This window comes from Leptospira vanthielii serovar Holland str. Waz Holland = ATCC 700522 (genome assembly GCF_000332455.1).
Taxonomy (GTDB): domain Bacteria; phylum Spirochaetota; class Leptospiria; order Leptospirales; family Leptospiraceae; genus Leptospira_A; species Leptospira_A vanthielii.
The window spans coordinates 230701-252532 of the sequence record NZ_AOGY02000051.1 but is presented as its reverse complement, the minus strand read 5'-3'; the positions used below and the strand labels follow the sequence as shown (position 1 = coordinate 252532).

Genomic DNA, 21832 nt, shown 5'->3' with positions numbered 1-21832 from the left:
AATTAAAAACATGTTCAAAAGCTCAACACTACTCATCACCGGTGGAACAGGCTCCTTTGGAAAAGCTGTTCTCAATCGTTTCCTCCAATCCGACATCAAAGAAATTCGTATTTTTAGTCGAGACGAAAAAAAACAAGATGACCTTCGCAAAAAATACAACAATCCCAAGATTAAGTTTTTTTTAGGAGATGTGCGCGATGCATCATCGCTAACAGGCGCCTTCTCTGGTGTGGATTATATTTTTCATGCTGCTGCATTAAAACAAGTTCCTTCTTGCGAATTTTTTCCAATGGAAGCATTCAAAACAAATGTTATCGGAACGGATAATGTTTTACAGGTAGCTTACGATTTAGGTGTCAAAAAGGTAATTTGTTTAAGCACTGACAAAGCTGTTTACCCTATCAATGCTATGGGAATATCCAAGGCAATGATGGAAAAGGTGATGGTTGCAAAAACGCGGAATTTTGATGAATCGCGTATGATTGTTTGTGGCACTCGTTACGGTAATGTGATGGCATCGCGGGGGTCTGTAATTCCACTTTTTATTGAGCAACTTTTAAAGAAACAAGCATTCACGATCACTGATCCCAATATGACCCGTTTCATGATGACTTTGGATGATGCCGTAGAATTAGTATTATATGCATTTGAGAATGGCAATAACGGTGATATTTTTGTTCAGAAAGCTCCTGCGGCAACAATAGAAATTTTGGCAAAAGCAATTTTAGAACTTTTTAATAAACAAGACCACCAAATTAAAATCATCGGAACAAGACATGGTGAAAAATTGTATGAAACATTATTGAGTAGAGAAGAAATTACTTCTGCGGAAGACCGTGGGGATTATTTCAGAATCCCTCCTGATTTGAGAGATTTGAATTATGATAAATTTGTAGAACAAGGTGAAGGTAAAATCTCTATCACAGAGGATTACAATTCTCATAACACAAACAGATTAAGTTTAGATGAAATGAAAACTCTCCTATTAAAACTCTCGTTTATTCGAGACATTCTGAATGGAAAAGATGCGGAAACTTGGGATTAAGTTCCTTTCCGGTGTGATTTCGAAACGATATTTCGCTAAATGTCCCTAGGATCAGCAATTTAAATGAAAATACTCATTACCGGAGCCGATGGATTTATTGCTTGCAACCTTAAAATCCATATTTCTGAAAACAAAAATCATGAAGTGCTTTTGCATACTAGGAGTTCGACGGACGATGAGTTATCCCGTTTCTTAAAAGATGCTGATTTTATCTTTCATTTGGCGGGAGTGAATCGACCTACCTCAGAGGACCAATTTTTTATTGGCAATGCAGATTTAACCAAACAAATTGTTTCTTTGTTACGAGAGTTCGGTAAAAAAACTCCTATTGTTTTCTCCTCCTCAATTCAAGCATCACTTGAGAATCCTTACGGAATTTCAAAAAAACAAGGTGAAGATTTTATTATAGACTACGGTAAAAACACCGGTGCTCCCATATTTATCTACAGACTACCCAATGTATTTGGAAAATTCTCGAAGCCGAATTATAATTCTGCTATTGCAACATTTTGTTACAATATCTCTAGGTCATTGCCGATTGTTGTCAATGATGCATCTAGAGAGATGAATCTATGTTATGTTGATGATTTGATCGCAAATTTTTTGGATGCCATAAATGGCAAAGTGGAATCGGGTTTTGTAAATATTCAGCCAACCTACAACATATCTTTAGGCGAACTAGCCAATCTAATTACTGGTTTTAGAGAAAATCGAGATAAGTTGTTTATTGAAAATGTTGGCCAAGGTTTAATCAGGGCTCTTTATTCTACTTATATTAGTTTTCTTCCAATTAGTTCCTGTAGTTATTCGATACCGAAATACGAAGATCCTAGGGGATCATTTGTTGAGATGCTGAAAACAAAAGAATCGGGACAAATTTCCTTTTTTACTGCACTTCCTGGTGTGACTCGTGGAAGACATTACCATCATACGAAAACAGAGAAATTTTTGATCATTAGAGGGAAGGCTCAGTTTCGTTTCCAGCACTTAATTACAAAAGATTACTTTGAATTAGTAGTAAATGACGAGGAGCCAACGATAGTGGATACGATTCCAGGTTGGACTCATGATATAACAAATATCGGGGATAACGAATTAATTGTAATGCTTTGGGCCAATGAAGTTTTTAATAGAGAACTACCTGATACTATTTCAGCTGATATAACAAAATGAAAAAATTAAAAGTTTTTACTGTGATAGGAACAAGGCCTGAAATCATCAGACTTTCAAGAGTGCTTCATGCCTTGGACGATGCTTGTGACCACAAAATCGTTCATACGGGACAAAATTACGATTTTGAACTTAATGAGATTTTTTTTCAGGATTTAGGCATTAGAAAACCTGATTATTTTTTGGAAGCAGCGGGTGGCACTGGAGCAGAGACAATTGGAAAAATCATCATTCGTTTTGATGAATTATTGTCCAAAGACATTCCTGATGCAATCCTTGTGTTAGGCGACACAAATAGTTGCCTTTCTGTGATTCCGGCAAAGAGGCGGAAAATTCCAATCTTTCACATGGAAGCCGGGAATAGATGTTTTGATTTACGTGTGCCAGAGGAAATCAACAGAAGGATCGTTGATCATACCTCGGATATTAACCTTACTTACAGTTCCATTGCCAGAGAATACTTGTTACGCGAAGGTTTACCGCCAGATCAAGTAATCAAAACCGGTAGTCCGATGTTTGAAGTTTTGCACCATTATATGTCAGGAATTCAATCGTCGAAGATGTTGGAACAACTTCAGTTAAAAAGCAAAGAATACTTTTTAGTATCTGCTCATAGGGAAGAAAATATTGATTCGGAACAAAACTTTCGTTCACTAACTGATACACTTAATACCATTGCCGCGAATTATGATTTACCGGTAATAGTCTCTACTCATCCGAGAACCCAGAAAAAAATTGATCAATTGAAAATCAATTTCCACAAAAATATTAAACTCCTAAAACCACTAGGTTTTATGGATTATAATAAACTGCAGGTCGAGTCAAAAGTAGTTCTCTCCGATAGTGGAACCATCACAGAAGAATCCTCAATTCTAAAATTTTCAGCTTTAAATATTCGAGAAGCTCATGAAAGACCGGAAGGAATGGAGGAGGCTGCGGTAATGATGGTTGGTCTTAACCCGGACCGAATTCTGCAAGCCCTTACATTGTTAGATCAACAAGGTACTGATTTCTTAAAAAATGCAAGATTAGTTGAAGATTACTCTATGCCGAATGTTTCCGCAAAAGTGGTTCGAATTATTTTTAGTTATACCGATTACATAAATCGAATCGTTTGGAAACGATATTAGTCCATTTCGTTATTTAGTCTAAATGAAAGTTTTAATTATTGTAGATGACTATTTACCAAAGAGCATAAAGGTTGCGGGGAAAATGATGCATGAACTTGCATTAGAGTTTTTGCATTCAGGACACATGGTAACTGTTGTTACCCCTGACCCAGACCAAGAGGAATCATATACTCTAAAGGATTTAGACAGGATTAGTGTTCTTAGATTTAGATCTGGTAGAATTAAGAATGTTCCCAAACCCATTCGACTCATTAATGAAATTCTTTTATCCTTTCGGGCGACTAGCGCTCTTTCCCATTGGTTACAAACAAATCCGCATGATTTAATTGTTTTTTACTCTCCGACAATCTTTTGGTCCGGTTTAGTTTGTTATTTGAAACGCATTTGGAAATCACCTTCCTATCTTATTCTTAGAGATTTTTTTCCCCAATGGGTCATTGACAACGGTATCATTGGGAAACACTCAGTCCTTGCTTATTTGTTTCGTTTTTTTGAAAGGAAACTTTATCAATCGGCAGATGCTATCGGCATTCAATCTCCTGCTAATTTAAAATGGTTCACTAAAACCTTTCCTAAGATATCGAATACTCAGTTATTATATAATTGGGCATCTCCTTTGGATGATTTTTCAAAGGATCATCCTGTTAATATAAGAGAGAAATATAACCTAGGTGATAAAATTATATTTTTTTACGGAGGAAATATTGGACATGCGCAAGATATGAAGAATCTTTTAGTTTTAGCAGAGCGTATGTTATCTTTTCCGAAAGTACAATTTCTGTTTCTTGGAGCTGGAGACGAATTTGAGTTGGTTCAAGATACAATTGCAAATAAAACACTAACCAATTGTCTTTTACTCGGATCTGTGTCTCAAGATATATTTTCATCAATATTGCACCAGATTGATGTTGGTTTATTCACTTTACATCCCGATCACAAAACACATAACTTCCCAGGTAAAATCCTGGGTTATATGCAATCAGGAATCCCGATTTTGGGAGCAGTAAATCAAGGTAATGATCTAAAAAATGTGATCGAAGAAGGGAATGCGGGCTTAGTGTCTTTGGCAGGGGATCACGATACTTTGTATAAAAATGCAGTATCAATGTTAGATCTACAGAACCGAAGAAAAATGGGAACTAATGCACGGATGCTTTTGCAATCCACATTCTCCGTTGCAACCACGGTTGAAAAAATTGTATCCTTAATGAAAAATGAAAACGGTAAGAAAATCTTAAGATGAGTGAGTATACTAGAAGGCATTCTCGTTGGTTTGAGCAGATTCTTCTAAGTTATTTGTTCCAATTTTTTACTGGAGGGATCTTACTTATTATTTCCACTGCGATACCGATTTGGGGATTTCAGTTTTGGAATTCCGGTGACCCCAATATTTTTACATCCTTACTGACTACATTAACAGCCTTTTTTATTTCTACGTTTTCGTTAAGGAAAATCTTCCGCCTTCCGGGTTCCGAAACTGTTTCTTATGTGATTCCTGTCGCAACCCTTTGTTTTTTAATTCCCATCCTTTATATACTTTTAGCACGTAAAACATATTCAATTCAAGTAATGTTGGTTGGATACTTTGTAACATTGGCTTGGTGTTACTTAGGTTTTTTTCTTGGCAGAAGATATCGAATGGTTCGGTATGCATTACTACCATTTGGTGAAGCGAGAGAATTCGGGAATGCTCATGGAGCATTATTTGAAGTGTTAAAAGTTCCTAGTTTAGAAAACCAACGTTTTAATGCCATCGTTGCAGATTTTTCATCGAATGAAATGCCTCCAGAATGGGAGAAGTTTTTGGCGAGATGTACTCTGTCTCGTATTCCTGTATACTCAACGAAAAAAATTAAAGAAGCCTTAACTGGCAGAGTACAAATTAAACATTTATCGGAGAACGAATTTGGTAGTCTTCTTCCTTCCAGTTTTTATGAGTTTGTAAAGCGACTGATAGATTTTTTAACAGCATTAGTTTTCATACCCTTTGCATTTCCATTTTTGGTTTTAATCGCTGCGCTGATAAAAATCGAATCTTCAGGCCCCTCCTTGTTTATACAGACAAGAATGGGATATCAAGGTAGAACATTTAGAATGTTAAAATTTCGAACAATGTTTCATGATAAAAAAGGGAATAGTTTTACTGGGGCCGATGATGATCCAAGAATTACAAAAATTGGGAAATTCCTTCGTAAATATCGCATAGATGAGTTTCCTCAAATTATCAATGTCTTTTGGGGCCAGATGAGTTTTATTGGCCCACGCCCTGAGTCATTCGAATTATCTCAATGGTATGAAAATGATGTACCGTTCTTCGCATACAGACATGTTGTTAGGCCAGGAATTAGTGGTTGGGCGCAAGTAAATCAAGGTTATGCAGCCGAAGTGGACGGAATGAAAGTTAAATTAGAATATGATTTTTATTATATAAAGAATTTTTCATTTTGGTTAGATTTTCTTATTACAATTAAAACTGTGAAAACAATTTTTACTGGGTTTGGAGCGAGGTGAAAATTATTTTAATGGGTGAAATTTTAGACAAAATTCAGGGTCTCAATCGGAAATATCTAAAAAAACTTTTGTTCTCACAATCATCGTATCCAATTCATAAGGTTTGTTTTTATCTATTGGGTATAGGGATATATAGTTTACGCATAACATTGGTTGTCTCTTCCTTATGTTTAATTCATTATATCTATAACTTTAGCTTTAGAAAATTCAGTTTCAATAAATTGATCCTTTTTATTTTTTGGACAGTCTTTATTTGTATATATTACCTGCAATATAAACTGCCTTTTTTTCCTCCAGAATTTGATGGGAGTTTGAGTTTAGTAGTGTACTTAGTGAGGGCAATCCCACTTTTGTTACTGATATTAGTTTCCTTGCAGTTAAAAAACAAGTCCATATATTTCAATCTGGTCTTTCTGTTTTCCTTGGGGATGTTAACTCATGCTATCTTAAATACAGTGAATACTGTCATTATTTCGGATCCACCGTACTATGGACGAGTGTATGAATTTTTTACTGGTGGTAGGGTGAATTCCCCCGGTACTACATTACTTGCTAGTTTCTCGTCTTTGTTACTATTAGGTTTTGTTGGAGATAAAAAAGTTCAGAAAAAGAAGCTGCTATATGTATTTCTTTTCATCACATTTATATTATCAGCAGCAATTTCTCTTACCTTTCTTGCTAGAACTTACTTTTTTGTATTGGCAATTGGGATTATTTTAATAGCGATAAGATATGCTACCGAAACTCGAAAAATATCACTTTTGCTGCTATTTATATTTCTTAGTGTTACTCTTTTAACATTAGTATTTGGATTTCTGTTACCAGCTAACTTGATGGATCGGATCATAAACGGTGTTTACTCCATTAAAATTCAACATAACATTGATTATTTTAATCAAATTGGAGAGAATTTTTTTATATATCCAAAGTCGCATATTACTCTAGACGAATACTGGTTTCACAATTTTTTTTATGATGTTCATCGATCTTCGGGTCCCTATGCGGCTATTTGCGCCTATGGAATTGTCTTAATTACTTCATTTAGTATTGTGGTAAACTGGAAAAAAAGGTATACCAAATCACTTCTAATCATTTTTTCTTTATTTATACCCTATCTGCTAACAACAATTCCTTGGGAATCCTCAGAATACCAAATTATAATTCTTTTTGCCGGTTTTACTATGTTAGTTGCAGATTAGAATTAGATTGGCCATACTTTACTTATAAGATAGATGAAAAAAATCATTCAAAACTCGCTTTGGTTGGTATTTGACAAAATTTTAAAGTCACTTGTTGGTTTGTTTGTTGGCGTTTGGATTGCCCGATATTTTGGCCCAGAAAATTTTGGAAAGTTTAGTTATGCCAATTCGTTAATTGTTCTATTTGCAACAATTGTACCTCTGGGAACAGAGGGATTTCTTGTTAGGGAACTCGTAAAGGATGAAGACAAAACTAAGGAACTTCTTTCTGCCTCTTTTTTTCTCCATTTATTTTCCGGCATTTTTCTCTTTGTTTTTGCATGTTTGATCCTTTACTTTCTGAAATTTGATGATGATCTAACGTTTCATATTGGTTTGGTACTTGCTGTTCCAATTTTGTTTCGTTTTTTATCTGTTCCTAGATATTTTTACGAGGCTCAAACAGAAATCAAATATGTTGTTTATATTGAAAACATATCATTTTTGATTTTTTCAGGAGTTCGCGTTTACCTTCTGATAAACAAATCGCACATTCTTTACTTTATTTTTAGTTTTCTATTTGAATCGCTATTTTCATATTTATCTATTTTTTTGTTCTACATCAGAGGACATCGCAGTTTCACTCGCATTTCTGTAGACCTAAAATCAATATTGGCTGCGCTCAAAGAATCCTTTCCAATACTGATTGCTTCTTTATCTATCATCATCTATATGAAAATTGATCAGCTCATGATTGGATCAATTCTTGGAGATGCACCGATTGGAATTTATAGTGTTGCTGTTCGTTTGAGCGAATTTTGGTATTTTATCCCATTGGGGCTTACTTCCTCCTTTTTTCCAACGTTAATAGCGAAAAAAATTCAATCGCGATCTGAATATTTGGAGTTATTAAAATTCCTTCATGTCGTTCTGATTTTTATCTCACTAGTAATGGCAATTTTGATTCAATTTCTTGGAAAAGATATTATAAGTTGGCTTTATGGATCTCCATACATTGGTGCGTCTGATGTACTGAAGGTTTATATTTGGTCAGGTATTTTTGTTTTTATTGGTGTCGCTGGTGGAAATTATTATCTGATTGAAGAAAAACAATCCTATGTACTTTTAAAAAGTTTAGCAGGTTTAATTGTTAACATTGTCTTGAATTTCATTTGGATTCCTTTATATGGTGTAATAGGAGCTGCTTTTGCAACTTTAGTTTCTCAATTAGTGGCTTCTATGTTCATACCTTTGTTTTTCCGGGAGGTTAGAGAATTGTTTTATATCCAAACCTTCTCATTATTCTTTTGGAATTGGCCATCCATTCTGTTTTCTTTTTTTAAACGTTGGAAAACGGGAACATTATAAATTTGAAAATTTTGTTTGACCACCAAATATTTGCACTCCAGACATATGGTGGTATTTCTAGATATTTTTTTGAGTTAATGACTCATCTTCAGAATTTAAATAATGTAACTGTAAAAAATTCAATTTTATATTCTAGAAATGTTTATTTGGATAATCGATTTCCACATTACAAGTACGTAAATTATGAAAACTGGTTGGTCCCAAAATATTTTAAAGGCAAAAATCGTTTATTAAAAATCTGCCAAGAAATTGGACTAGCTCCTAATCACAATAAGGAGATGGATGAATTTGTTTTTGATGAGTTGGAGAAGGGGAAATATGATATCTTTCATCCTACTTATTATAATCCTTATTTTTTAGAGTCGGTGATTAAATACAAAATTCCTTATGTTTTAACTGTCCATGATTTGATACATGAAAAATTTCCATTTTATTTTGACAATATTGAGCAAACAAAATGCGATAAACAAAGAACAATTTTAAACGCAAGTAGAATTATCGCAATTTCCAAAAGCACCAAAAATGATCTAGTGGCATATTATAATATTCCTGAAGATAAAATTGATGTCGTATATCATGGAAATTCTATGGTTACGCAGGAATCGTTGAGTTATAGTAAAAGCCGAGAAAAATACCTATTGTTTGTTGGGAATCGTTCTTATTATAAGAATTTTTTCTTCTTTGTTGAAAGTATTTTACCTTTGTTTAAAGATTTTCCCGATCTGCAATTATACGCTGCGGGCGGCGGTGAATTTACATTAGATGAATTACGTAACTTTAGAAAGTTAAACATTGATAGTAGAGTGATTCATAAATCATTTGGAGATGATGTTTCCTTAATGGATCTTTATAAAAATGCTGCCCTATTTGTTTTCCCATCTTTATATGAGGGATTCGGTATACCTTTACTTGAAGCAATGGTATCAGGATGCCCTGTTGTATGTAGTAATACATCATCGTTTCCTGAAATTGGGGGGGAATCAGTTCATTATTTTGATCCAACGAATTCTGACTCAATAGAAAAAGCCGTAAGGGAAGTTTTTACTAACCGGGAACTACAAACATATTTACGAGAGTCGGGGTTAAAAAATGTTTCTCGGTTTTCCTGGGCCAAGACGGCAGCAGATTCATACCAAGTATACCAGAAAGGCTTAAAATACTTATGAATTTACCTGTATTAATTATCGCTTTCAATCGACCGGATCTTTTTTCTAAATTATTAGCTAAGGTTCTTTCTATGAATCCTACTAGAATTTATATCTCCATTGATGGTCCGCGTGAAAATAAGGACAACGAAAGAATGAGAGTGGAAGAAGTCATCTCAATAGCGAAACAATATTCGCATTCTAACCAGTTTTTGTTTAAAATTAATGAAAAGAATATGGGTTGTGGAGAAGGAGTTTCTTCTGCTATTAGTTGGTTTTTTCAAAATGAAGAGAAAGGAATCATATTAGAGGATGATTGTTATCCCAATGAGTCATTTTTTAAGTATTGTGAAGTGTTACTCACTAAGTATGAAAATGATGATCGAATTGGGATGATCTCTGGTGATAATTTTTTCCTTTCACAGTATTCTATTCAAGATTCTTATTATTTTTCAACTTATTTTCATATATGGGGATGGGCAAGTTGGCGTAGAGCCTGGGATGGATATCAACTCAGATCCTCCAGTAAAGTGGAGATAGAGGAAACTATCAATAATAACTTTTTAAATCAAGAGGAGCGTAATTTTTGGCTTGACAATATAACTAATGCTTTTTTCGGTTTAGTGGACACATGGGATTACCAATGGGTTTATTTAAATTTCAGAAAAAGACGCTATTCCATCATGCCGAAAGTTAATTTAATATCAAACATTGGGTTTGGCGAGTTAGCAACCCATACAAAAGAAAAGAATTCTAAACTAAGTAGTATGGATATTGTTGAACTTAATTTTCCACTTTTACATCCGCAAAAGATAAAAACCAGTATATTAACTGATTATTTTAGTCGAAGGCTCATGTTCCGGCTACCTTTTTGGGAAAGAATATTTTATTATTTGTTTAGATTATTTTATCTGATGATTACCAAAGTAGGGTTAATAAAGAGATGAAATTAATTGATATTGTTGTTCCTTCTTTTAACGAAGAGGGAAACATTAAGTCTCTGTATGAGCGCATTGTTAAATTAAATATTAGAAAGTATAAACTACGGTTAATATTTATAGATGATGGAAGTAAAGATAATACTCTTTTTGAAATCAAAAAACTTCCCAAAAATAAAATTGGATTGAAAGTCGCTTTTATATCTTTCTCAAGAAATTTCGGCCATCAAGTTGCTTTAAAAGCCGGGCTTGATCATTCGAATGCTGATGCCGTAATCTCTATGGATGCAGATTTGCAACATCCTCCAGAACTTATTCCTAAACTCATTCAAAGATGGGAAGATGGTGCAGAAATTGTTTATACAATTCGTAAAGACAATGAGAAAGTATCTTGGTTTAAGAGAAATACCGCATCTATATTCTATAATTTACTAAATTATTTATCAGGGTTACAAATTTCACATGGTGCGGCTGATTTTCGACTTCTTGATAAAAAAGTGATTCAAGCTTTAAAGATGTATAATGAAAAAAATCTTTTTATCAGAGGCCTTGTTACGGCAATTGGATTTAAGAAGGAATCTATCGAGTATACTCCAGAATTGAGAGTATGGGGTGTAAGTAAATACAGTGTCAAAAGGATGTTTTTGTTTGCGTTAGACGGGATCACTTCATTTTCAGTAAAACCATTACATTTTGCTACCTATTTTGGAATGTTACTTTCTTTTTTTTCTGGTGCCTATGGGATTTATGCGATTATTATTTTTTTTACTTCAGATAGTGTTGTCACTGGGTGGGCCTCTGTACTTACGAGTGTACTGTTTATTGGTGGTGTTCAGCTAATCATATTAGGAATTATAGGTGAATATTTAGGGAAGTTGTTCATTCAATCTAAGGGCAGACCGAACTACCTTATATCTGAGAAGGATGTTTAATCTAATACAAAAATGTACTCCTCTATATTAAAAACAGACCAAATACTTTTCCTTTTATTTTTTACGTTTTTAATGATTATTTGGAAACGAGTAAAGTATGAGAGAATAGTTGTATTAATTTTTAGTTTTCTATTTTCCTATTATATCTTCGGTCCAAATTTTAAGGCAAAATTTTGGCTCATTGATGATCACGAAATCTTCTACTTTTTAGGATCTGCGGTAGATCCCAAAGGTTGGGGTGATTTTTTTAGAGTTCTGATTGACCAGACTGAAGTCGGGTTATTTGGTGTTAGCACGCGTTATAGACCTTCTTACTATTTTTTACGATTGGTTGAAGTATTTCTCTGGAAGGATAATGCTACACTCTGGTATCTGTTCCGTTTTTTGATCCTTGTATCCTTTGTTTATTCTTTAGTTCTATTATTTCGCTATTTTTTATCAACACCTGTTGCACTAGCTTGGACAGTTACTTGTTTTAGTTTTACCTATTGGTCCGACATTTATTCCCGGTTAGGACCAGGTGAAACTTACGTAACATTGGGTGTTGCAATGTTCATACTGGCTACATTCAATTGGGAAAAAAAGGTCAGTCGTAGTTTAGGTGTAACTATCTTACAGGTATTGTCTCTCGTGATTATGATTGGCTCGAAAGAGAATATGTTCTTAGTCGCGATTTTGCCATTTTTGTTTTTATACGATAGATCTGCCGAAACATATAAATTTAAATACTATCACTTACTATACGTTCTTCCTATTTTATTGTCTGTTGTTGTTGTATATGCAGTAATCAAAGCACTTTCACAAAATCCTGTGGATGTAAATGGAAATAGTGCCCAGATTTCAGACCGAATCCGACAAATTTTTGGTTTGATGAACAATCCGTTGATTCTGCAGCCAACAATTCTAGGAGCTGTACTTGTAATAGTAATAATATTCAGAAGAAAAATCGTTCAGTTTTTAGCAACATATCGGCAAATTCTATTTATTTTATTGTTTTTAATGATAAATATAATTCTAAATATTGTATTCTATGGTGGAGATTTACCACAGAACAATCGTTATGATTTCCCGACTTCGATTTTGTACATTCTCTACTTTATTATCATTGTTGGATTCATGATTCGTTTCTTATTTCCAAGAAAAATAATAAAAAAGGGATTGTTCGTTGGCTTTGTTTTTTTGATTTTTTCTTCATTCGGTTTTTCTTCTTATTCAATTAACGAAATACAAAATGCCTCTCGAAAAAACTCGAAGAGGACTTTAGCTTTGAATCAGATGATTGGTAAAATGCAGTTGGAACCAAAAAATTCTACAGGAATTATTTTTGTGCGAAATTTCACTGAATTTGAACCGGCAGATTCGCTGTTGCAATATGCAAAGTATTACAATCTACAATTGAGATTGGCTATAGACGTTGATGAGGTTAAGTATTATTCTAGTTTTCAAGATGGGCTTATGTCGTACCTAAGGAATCTAAGTGTTCATGGGGATAAATCAAAAAATTTGGAACCACTTGGTGACTTAAAAAAAGATAAGGCTGTTAATTGTATTCTTTATCATTTTGGAGAGATTTCTTTTGATCTGAAGAAAAAATATCCTTTTTGCAAAAAAATTAAAGCACAGTTGATCTTGTATTAGTTTATGAAATGTAAAATTTGTAACACTGAAGTTTCGCTCAAACTTAAGGGATTAATATATCTTAGCCGGTTTGATGGGGAAGTGTATCAATGCCCTAACTGTGATTATTTGCAAGTATTTCCTGCGGATTGGTTAGAGGAAGCCTATACTGAAAGTATTGCTATAACAGACACAGGAATTGTTGCCCGAAATTTACTTTTTGTAAAAAGAATTACTATTTTACTTACCGTTATAGATTTCCAACTTCGAATCCCAGCGGTTTTTCTTCGGGTGTTTAAAAGTTTCGTTCGTTATTTCTGCTCAAAAAGATTTAATAAATATCGTCTGAATATTTTAGATTTCGGAGGTGGATATGGTCTTTTAGTTAGAATGTTGAGAGATGTTGGTTTTAACGCGGAATGGAGAGATCTATACACGAAAAATCTTTTCGCACGCGGATTTGAAGGTAAAAGTAAAAACTATGATTGTATTCTAAGTTTCGAAGTCTTAGAACATTTAGAAAATCCTTTGAGAGAATTTGATAATATTTTCCTAGGCTTTCGTCCCAATCTATTTATCTTTTCAACTTTGCTCTACGGTGAAGAAGTTCCCGATAAGAATTGGTGGTATTATTCACCAGAGACTGGTCAGCACATAGGTTTTTATAATGAAAGGACACTGCGCTTTATTGCGGATAAATACGGATATTTTTATACATCTATAGATTCGGGATTCCACATTTTTTCAAAAAAGAGACTACATTCTGATATAATTCGTTTTTTCGTTTTACGATCTGATTATTTTTTTCCAACAGTTGCTAAGGTTTATAGAAGCTTAACATTAACTGACAATGAAAAAATGATAAAAAGTATTTTTGATTAAGGGATTCAAGCATTAAGTGTAACAAAATAGCAGATAGTCTAGATTCTCCAAAATGAAAGAAAATCTAAATTCACAATATCTAGAGAAATAGATCGAAACTCATGTGGAGGGGTTACCGCTGAAAAATGCTCAATTATTTAATCTTTCGAGAATTCATTATTCTAAAAAAGTTCTATTAACAAAAGATTTAGAAAAAGGAATAAAATTAAAGCAAGAAATTAGGTGGAGTCCAAATCTAGTTTGCAATTAAATTTTAGTAAGTAAGTCATTTTGATAACTCATGTGACTATTTATAGAATGGTGAAATTAGATTTACGAGGTATAGCTTTCTTATCGGAGATCTCTTAATCTAAAAATGGACAATGCTTCCCTTTATAAAAGGCAACTCCGTTTCAACTGACATACGTAAAGTAATGAAAGAATAAAAGATAAACTCTAGACTTTACGATTTGACAAAGCAAGAAGTTTACACGCGTCGAAGAAAAATCCAGAAAATTCGATACTAAAGGCTTTAATCAAATCCAAATTCCTATTTGCACGTGCTTTAAATGAAAATAGAGGTGGATTTACCAGGCAATACTTCCTAAGAGAAGTGATTTTACCAAACTTACGCAAAAAGACGTTGATTGATTGGAGAATTAGTTAAATAATAGATCAAGAAAATAAAGGATATAGAACTCCTAGATGAAGTGCTTTGGAATTTAGCAACTTAATATTTACATAATGGTTGAAGCCACTTGATTAATTTTGAAAACCATGGAAGGAAAAAGAATCTTCGATTATTTTTATCGATTTCCTTATTTATAATTTTTATGACAAATTTCTTTTTAATTCATGGGTCACATGACTGGGGAGATGATTTTTCTGCTTATCTAATGCAAGCAAAAGCTATTCATACAGGGGATTTTTCCCAGTTAGATAACTGTGTCAACGACCGTATTCGAAAATCCGAATTTCAAGTTGGTCCTAATTATTATCCTTGGTTGATGCCAGTTTTATTGAGTTTTGGATTTAATTATACTCATGATAATATACTGATTTTTAAAAGATTAGATTTCTTATTATCCTTATTCTTTTATCTTTCTGTTTTCTTGATATTTAGAAATCGGCTTGATCGAAATTATGTTTTATTTTTGATCCTGGCGATGGCTACATCGCCATTTTTTTTGGATTTTAGCCAGTCAATTCTCACTGATGTGTTTTCGTCAGGAATTCTACTTCTATCATTATATTCCTTAAATCTTGCTGCGTTGAAAAAGAAGAATAAAGCTGCCTACTTTCTTGTCTTTTCGATATTATGTGCGTTGGCGGTTAATACTCGGACTTCTTCGGTTGTAATTTATTTAGTGGCATTTGTTTATGGGTTATTAATTCAATTTAGAAGAACTAGTCTAAATAGCTCATTTTTTCTATTGAGTTCGCTATTATTTTCTTTGGTATTGGATGCTGTTTTTAAATCAAAATTTCCAATTTCCGATTATTTGGACAATCATGAAATAGTATCTTGGCAAAGTGTTGCGGTCATATCTCAAAATGCGATCTACTATTGTCGATTATTGATAGAATTTTATTTCCCATTTTCTATTTATGAAAACATAATATTATTAACATTCATTATTTTTCAGTTGTTTAAGGTCAGAAAAAGAATTGTAAACACAGTCAGTTTATTGGAAATAATTTTCTTAGTAGCTTACATTTCATTACATTTGATTTACCCTTATCAGCAGGGAATTAGATTTCTTATCCCAATTATCCCGTATGGTTTTCTTTTCATTATTTTAATCTTTAAGAAAAGTAAAGGATTCTTTAACAGGTTTGCCTTTTGTTATTACGTGGCTTCTTTGTTGTGGGTTAACTTGGGTTCTTATATTAATCCTCCGGTTACTAATAGAGATTTAGATGCGAATTTTGCAAATTCTGTGTATGCTAAAGAAGCATACGATTATTTGAAAAATAATACATTGGTTTCTGACCGTGTTGTATTCTTCAAACCAAGAGCATTGCATTTTTTTACGGATCGATGTTCCGTCTGGATTGAATCTCCGTCTTTCTTAAGTAACAGCGATAAGTATTTTTTATTATATAAAAGTAGACAGTATACTCCCCAGATGATCACGTTCCTAACGAGGAAAGTAAGAGTTTTTGATAATGAGTTCTTTGCTTTATATGCTTTATAAGTTCCAAATGTTATTCGTTATTAGTAATGAATCGAAAAAATCCAAGAGATGATTTTTAATGAGTACAAAAGAAAAAAATAATATTGTCTCAATTGTGACTCCCTCTTATAACCAGGGAGAGTTTATTGAAAGAACGCTGCGATCTGTCATTTCTCAAACAGGCGACTTCTATATCGACTATATCATAATGGATGGAAAATCTAACGATAGAACTGTTGAAATTTTAGAAATTTTTCAGAAGAAATATGATTCAGGAGATATTGTTTTCGAAACTGCTGGCCGCATATTTAGAAAATTTGAGATAGATTCGAATTGTAAAGTAAACTGTCTTGGCATTAGTTACCAGTTTTATTCTGAAAAGGACAGTGGACAAACAAATGCGATCAATAAGGGATGGAAACTCGCAATTGGAAACATCGTTGCTTGGTTGAATTCTGACGATGTTTATCTCCCAAGTGCAGTGAGTAAAATTTTTAATGAATTTGGTAAAAGCGATTTATACGCTTTTTATGCTATAGGAATCCATATCGATAAAAATGATAACTTGATTGAGTTCTATCCGATTGAAACGTACTCTTTCGCAAGGCTCCTTGATTATTGTATCATTTGCCAACCTACTGTTTTCATAAGACGGGATGTATTAGAAAAAGTGGGATTTTTAAATGAATCCCTTGGATTCTGTATGGATTATGAGTATTGGATAAGAGTTGCCAAAGTTTTCGAATTTTCATTTCTTAATGAGCCAATAGCATGTACAAGAATACATGAAAATACCAAAACGAGCCAAAACCTGAATGTTCATCGAGAAATTGTAGAAATGCAAAAAAACTTGGTCGGAAGAGTTTCGAGTCATTGGTTATTTAATTATGCAAAGTATTATTTGATTAAAAAAGAATTGTTCAAAAATGGATTAATTTTGAAATTTTTTACTAGAGTTTATACATTCTTTTTGAGATTAAAATACCAGTAATGCTCCCAGATACATTAGTTTATATAAGAAAGGTTGTTTGGCTTCCGTTTGGGCAAAGAATGTTCCAAGTTTTTGTTTTGGAGAATGGGTCTGTAGTGAAAGCAATTTGTTATAATGAATTTCTTAACAAGAGTTTTGTAATTAATGGCCTAACAGACTTTAAGTTGGCTGACTCAAATGAAAACACTCCTACCAATATTGATGAGTATTTGAAACTTGAAGCTTATCTTTGATATTTCAGTATTAGCCTGGTCTGTCCGTAATAATAAGGCTAAAACGGGAATTTTTCGAGTAATTGAGAACTTCCTTAAGCATCTGGTTCATGATCCGGAAATCGATCTCTATTTGTCTTCTGTACATGGAAATATTTGTGACTTTCATAAATATTTAGCGATTCATAATATACAAATTGAATCAGGTCATTTGCTTGTCCCGCAAAGGTATTCAAAATATAAAGATCGGCTTTTTTTATTTTATCTCCGGTTTTTAGATTTATTTGATTTTAGAAGTAATCTTTTCCGCAAGAATCTATTTCTTCGTGCAATTAAGTGGATCCTAGATCCATTATTTTTTCTCTTGGGATTAAGCGATTATTTAAATCCGATTCGCAATGTTCACCTAACCGAAAATTTCATTTTCCATAGTCCATTTTTACCCTTTCCTGATTTTATAAAAAAATCAAAAGTTAAGAAAGTTATCACTGTCTATGATTTAATCGCGGTATTATATCCAGAATATTTTGAGGGTAATAAAGATAAAGTTGTTTGGAAAATTATCAGAAACATTGACTCTGAAACATCTATAGTTACAATTTCAGAACATAGTAAAAAAGACATTGTTAGATATATTCCTTATTTTGACCAATCTAAGATTGCAGTTATCCCCTTAGCTGCGGAAGATATATTTTACGAAATCAAAGTAATCGAACAGATTGATGAAATCATTTCTCAATTTGGGTTAAAATCTAAAAAATACCTTCTTACTGTTTCTACTCTCGAACCTAGAAAAAACTTAAAATCTTCTCTGCGTGCATTTTTGAGATTAGCCGAAGATGGATTAGATCCAGAAATAAAATTTGTTGTCTTGGGTGGGAACGGATGGGGTGCGGGACTCGCCGATCTAGAAGCTGAATTTCCAAATATTTATCAAAGCCGTGTCCTTTTTTTAGGATTTATTCCCGATGAAAAGATGGCCTATATTTATTCTGGAGCTCTATTTTTCGTCTATCTTTCGTTATATGAAGGATTCGGACTACCGCCCTTGGAAGCAATGAAATGTGGGATTCCTGTATTAGTATCTAATACATCCTCGTTACCTGAAGTAATTGGTATTGCTGGTATATCAGTGAATCCAATGGATGAACTGGAAATCATAAAAAATATGAAGAATCTTATCGAGAATCAAAATTTACGAAGTAAACTTTCGGGGCTTTCTAAACAGCAGGCTGCACTTTTCAGCTGGGAAAAATCAGCAGATAAACTAAAAAAGGTTTATCAAAATATTTCTAAATGAAAATACTTTTTGACCATCAAATTTTTTTCCAGAATAAATATGGTGGTATTTCAAAGATCTTTTTTGAAATTTTTAAAAGGTTAAATGATAAAAAAATCGAATATACATGTTCTGTTGATTTGTCTAGTTATTCGGAAGGAATCATTTTTGAAAAAAATACAAAAAAACAAATCAATCGAGTTAGTTTTTTTTCCCTGTATAGTGTTTATAAAATAGTAATAGCTTTATTGCTAAAATTCAGATTTCCCATTTCTGATTTTATTCTTAATAAAGATAGCGGTGTCCAAAGGTTTAGCCTTTCTAAACAAATCAAGTATTTGAATGAAAAGGTGAATGGTGCCATTTTAAACAATGAATATACTGTATTTCATCCAACTTATTATCATCGTTATTTTCTTCCCTTGCTAAAAAGAAGTAATACCAAATTGGTTTTGACAATTCATGACTGTGTTCATGAAATATTTCCAGAATTCTATGGCTCTAATAATTTTATACTTCGAAATAGGGAAATTCTGAGTGTTGCGGCTGATAAGATTGTCTGTGTTTCCCATTCCACTAAGGCTGATTTTCTTAGATTATATAGTCATATTCCTGAAAAAAAAGTCTCTGTAATCTATAATGCTGGCGATTTATCGAATGAGCCTATTGAAACTCCACCTTTTGCTAATCAGGAGTTTCTTCTGTTTGTAGGTAATAGAGGAGAATACAAAAATTTCTTTTTTTTGCTGAAAGCCTTTAGTTTGATAGTTAAGAAAAAGAATCTTTATTTGGTTTGTGCCGGCGGAAAAAAGTTTAGTTCGCACGAAAAAAAGGAAATAAAAAAAATGAACTTAGAAAAACAAGTAGTTCATGTTTCTTTTTCGTCGGAAACAATTCTTGCGAATCTATATAGAAATGCGAAATTATTCATTTATCCTTCCCTATACGAAGGTTTCGGCATTCCATTATTGGAAGCGATGTCAGTTGGATGTCCTGTATTTTGTAGTCAAATAAATGTATTTAAAGAAGTTGCTGGTGATGCCGCTGCATATTTTGACCCTTTAAATCATTTTGCACTGAGTGAGTTGTTGGTAGAGAGCCTAAATTCTACAGAAAAGCTAAATTCTTTACGCGTTAAAGGATTTGCTCGGGTTCAGAATTTTTCTTGGGAAAAGTGCGCAGACTCATATTTGAAAATTTATGAAGAATTAAGTAAGGTTTAATTGAATACCAATCCGTTAGTTACAGTAATCACAGTCGTTCGAAATGCAGAGAAAACAATTCAAAGGACATTAGTTTCCGCATTGAATCAAAAGAATGTAAATATGGAAGTTATTGTTTGGGATGGTCTTAGTACAGATAACACTCTAAGTGAGATAGGAAAATACAAAGGTCAGTATAAATTAATTTCAAAGAAAGACTCTGGTGTTTATGATGCTATGAACCAGGCATTAAAAATTGCTAGCGGTGAATGGGTCCTTTTTTTGAACGCAGATGATTATTTTTGTTCTGAAAATTCCTTAAGCTCGCTGTTAGGAGCAATTGAAACACCGGATACCGACTATGTTTGCGGATATGCAAAGATGTTGTTCGGTTTGAAAAACTGGAAGCCAAAAACTTTAACGGATGTTGATTATTTTTTGGGTAATCCTGCAAATCACCAATCCTATTTATGTAAAAAAAACATTTATGATAAGTTAGGTGGATTTAATTTGAATTATAAATATGCTGCTGATGTTGAGTTTATGTACCGCGTGATTCAAAATGGTTATAAAGGCCTCCGCGTTTTGAAACCTATTGTTCATTACTCGCTAGGTGGCCTATCGACAAAGAATCTGTCAACAGGAGTCGCTGAGTTAGATAAAATCAGATCTGTTTTTTTGAACTCTGATGTCGATTTCGCAAGAAAATGTCGTTTAATCTTTGTTGATGGGTTAGAATTTACTGAAGATTTTAAGAATGAGATATTAGTCCGAGAATGGTCAAAAACGCAAAGGGAGTTTTTGGAGATTTTTTTTAGAGATAATCAATCTATTGAATCGTCGTCTACTTTTCACCTTTTTAAAAAAAGGCTAATCCTCTTTATTGAAAATTGTTTAAAGAAATTTGTTTTTATTATTTTAAAATTTATTCCTACAAGATATATATGAAAAAAATTTTAGTCGTTGGTGCAGGTTTTTCTGGAGCAGTTGTTGCTAATTCTTTGGCAAAGACCGGTCGTTATTTAGTCGAAGTTATTGATGAACGCAGTCATATCGGTGGAAATTGTCACATGGAGAAAGATCCAAAAACCGGCATTATGATTCATAAATATGGACCTCATATTTTTCATACTAGTAACCAGCTTGTATGGGATTACGTGAATCGATTTGATCGTTTTATTCCCTTTGTGAATAGAGTTAAATCTATTTACAATGGCCAGGTTTATTCTCTTCCAATAAATTTGCACACCATTAACCAGTTTTACGGTAAGGCTTTTTCTCCGGCGGAAGCTATTGATTGGATCAAAGAGAAAGGAGACAATTCGATTCAAGATCCAAAAACTTTTGAGGAACAAGCTAAAAAGTTTGTAGGTGAAGAATTGTATAAGGCATTTTTTTATGGTTATACAAAGAAACAATGGGGCTGCGAACCATCCGATTTACCTGCATCAATCCTCAAGAGGCTTCCCGTTCGTTTCTCGTATGACGACAATTATTACAATGATCGTTTTCAAGGAATTCCAGAGAATGGTTATTCTTATGTAATAGAAAAAATATTAACTCATGAATTCATTACAGTGAAATTAAATGAGAAATTTGCAAAAGAAAGTGAAAGTAATAATAAGTATCATCATATTTTTTATACAGGCCCAATAGATGCATATTTTTCTTTTCGCCATGGGCGATTAGGTTATAGAACTGTTTATTTTAAAGAATATCGGAAAGATGGAGACCATCAAGGAAATCCAGTTATCAATTATGCCGATGAATCTGTGCCATATACTAGAATACATGAGCACAAACATTTTACTCCTTGGCAATCTTTTGATAAAACAGTCTACTTTGAAGAATACAGTAAGGAAACTTCAAAAGATGATATTCCATACTATCCCAAGAGGTTAGAAGGAGATTTACATAAACTTAGATTATATGAGGATGAGGTTAAGCAGATCGCTGAAGTTAGTTTTTTAGGTCGTTTGGCTACTTATCGATATTTAGATATGCATCAAATTATTGAAGAAGCTCTGGATTGTGCAAAAAGTTATTTAGAAAGGGACGTTTCCGTTTAGTCATCCG

19 protein-coding genes are annotated in these 21832 nt (G+C 33.2%); all 19 read left to right on the top strand.

What is annotated here, in order from left to right:
- Positions 1 to 10 precede the first annotated feature (10 nt).
- The 19 genes from LEP1GSC199_RS11900 to glf all read left to right on the top strand — a co-directional run bounded on the left by LEP1GSC199_RS11900 (position 11) and on the right by glf (position 21825).
- Positions 11 to 1045 carry a polysaccharide biosynthesis protein gene (locus LEP1GSC199_RS11900; RefSeq protein ID WP_002982416.1) on the top strand — a complete coding sequence of 345 codons (1035 nt, stop codon included), beginning with the start codon at positions 11 to 13 and terminating at the stop codon, positions 1043 to 1045.
- 63 nt (positions 1046 to 1108) lie between these two features.
- Positions 1109 to 2218, top strand: a complete 1110-nt coding sequence (gene wbjC, locus LEP1GSC199_RS11895) for a UDP-2-acetamido-2,6-beta-L-arabino-hexul-4-ose reductase (RefSeq protein ID WP_002982668.1) — start codon at positions 1109 to 1111, stop codon at positions 2216 to 2218.
- Complete coding sequence (wecB, locus tag LEP1GSC199_RS11890; protein WP_002982706.1) at positions 2215 to 3345, top strand: non-hydrolyzing UDP-N-acetylglucosamine 2-epimerase; 1131 nt, start codon at positions 2215 to 2217, stop codon at positions 3343 to 3345. The genes wbjC and wecB overlap by 4 nt, the downstream gene beginning before the upstream one ends.
- Positions 3346 to 3367: 22 nt before the next feature.
- Positions 3368 to 4588 (top strand): glycosyltransferase family 4 protein, encoded by a 1221-nt coding sequence (locus tag LEP1GSC199_RS11885; RefSeq protein WP_039926682.1) that lies wholly within the window; start codon positions 3368 to 3370, stop codon positions 4586 to 4588.
- Positions 4585 to 5856, top strand: coding sequence for a sugar transferase (locus LEP1GSC199_RS11880; RefSeq protein WP_002982719.1), 1272 nt, complete (start codon positions 4585 to 4587; stop codon positions 5854 to 5856). Before LEP1GSC199_RS11885 ends, LEP1GSC199_RS11880 begins: the two co-directional genes overlap by 4 nt.
- 311 nt (positions 5857 to 6167) lie before the next feature.
- Positions 6168 to 7055: a DUF1229 domain-containing protein gene (locus tag LEP1GSC199_RS11875; protein WP_198288779.1), complete on the top strand. Its 888-nt coding sequence runs from the start codon at positions 6168 to 6170 to the stop codon at positions 7053 to 7055.
- Positions 7056 to 7088: 33 nt separating this feature from the next.
- Positions 7089 to 8402: a flippase gene (locus LEP1GSC199_RS11870; protein ID WP_002983128.1), complete on the top strand. Its 1314-nt coding sequence runs from the start codon at positions 7089 to 7091 to the stop codon at positions 8400 to 8402.
- Between the two features lie 2 nt (positions 8403 to 8404).
- Positions 8405 to 9568, top strand: coding sequence for a glycosyltransferase family 4 protein (locus tag LEP1GSC199_RS11865; RefSeq protein ID WP_002982319.1), 1164 nt, complete (start codon positions 8405 to 8407; stop codon positions 9566 to 9568).
- Entirely contained in the window at positions 9565 to 10494 is a 930-nt protein-coding gene (locus LEP1GSC199_RS11860; protein ID WP_002983273.1) for a hypothetical protein, read from the top strand. Before LEP1GSC199_RS11865 ends, LEP1GSC199_RS11860 begins: the two co-directional genes overlap by 4 nt.
- A complete protein-coding gene (locus LEP1GSC199_RS11855) occupies positions 10491 to 11417 on the top strand; it encodes a glycosyltransferase family 2 protein (RefSeq protein WP_002982861.1) in 927 nt (308 codons plus the stop codon). Before LEP1GSC199_RS11860 ends, LEP1GSC199_RS11855 begins: the two co-directional genes overlap by 4 nt.
- Before the next feature lie 537 nt (positions 11418 to 11954).
- Positions 11955 to 13055 carry a hypothetical protein gene (locus tag LEP1GSC199_RS11850; RefSeq protein WP_232420765.1) on the top strand — a complete coding sequence of 367 codons (1101 nt, stop codon included), beginning with the start codon at positions 11955 to 11957 and terminating at the stop codon, positions 13053 to 13055.
- Positions 13056 to 13058: 3 nt separating this feature from the next.
- Positions 13059 to 13916, top strand: coding sequence for a class I SAM-dependent methyltransferase (locus LEP1GSC199_RS11845; RefSeq protein ID WP_002982268.1), 858 nt, complete (start codon positions 13059 to 13061; stop codon positions 13914 to 13916).
- A 737-nt stretch (positions 13917 to 14653) separates the two neighbouring features.
- Positions 14654 to 16093, top strand: a complete 1440-nt coding sequence (locus LEP1GSC199_RS11840; protein WP_002982768.1) for a glycosyltransferase family 39 protein — start codon at positions 14654 to 14656, stop codon at positions 16091 to 16093.
- A 58-nt stretch (positions 16094 to 16151) separates the two neighbouring features.
- Positions 16152 to 17063, top strand: a complete 912-nt coding sequence (locus LEP1GSC199_RS11835; protein ID WP_002982483.1) for a glycosyltransferase family 2 protein — start codon at positions 16152 to 16154, stop codon at positions 17061 to 17063.
- Positions 17063 to 17296: a hypothetical protein gene (locus tag LEP1GSC199_RS11830; RefSeq protein ID WP_039926678.1), complete on the top strand. Its 234-nt coding sequence runs from the start codon at positions 17063 to 17065 to the stop codon at positions 17294 to 17296. Before LEP1GSC199_RS11835 ends, LEP1GSC199_RS11830 begins: the two co-directional genes overlap by 1 nt.
- The gene (locus LEP1GSC199_RS11825; protein ID WP_039926677.1) at positions 17280 to 18575 is read left to right on the top strand and encodes a glycosyltransferase family 4 protein; all 1296 of its coding nucleotides are present in this window, start codon (positions 17280 to 17282) and stop codon (positions 18573 to 18575) included. The genes LEP1GSC199_RS11830 and LEP1GSC199_RS11825 overlap by 17 nt, the downstream gene beginning before the upstream one ends.
- Entirely contained in the window at positions 18572 to 19777 is a 1206-nt protein-coding gene (locus LEP1GSC199_RS11820; RefSeq protein WP_002982839.1) for a glycosyltransferase family 4 protein, read from the top strand. Before LEP1GSC199_RS11825 ends, LEP1GSC199_RS11820 begins: the two co-directional genes overlap by 4 nt.
- Complete coding sequence (locus LEP1GSC199_RS11815; protein WP_002982582.1) at positions 19778 to 20704, top strand: glycosyltransferase family 2 protein; 927 nt, start codon at positions 19778 to 19780, stop codon at positions 20702 to 20704.
- Entirely contained in the window at positions 20701 to 21825 is a 1125-nt protein-coding gene (gene glf, locus LEP1GSC199_RS11810; RefSeq protein WP_002983075.1) for a UDP-galactopyranose mutase, read from the top strand. The genes LEP1GSC199_RS11815 and glf overlap by 4 nt, the downstream gene beginning before the upstream one ends.
- Positions 21826 to 21832: the final 7 nt, after the last annotated feature.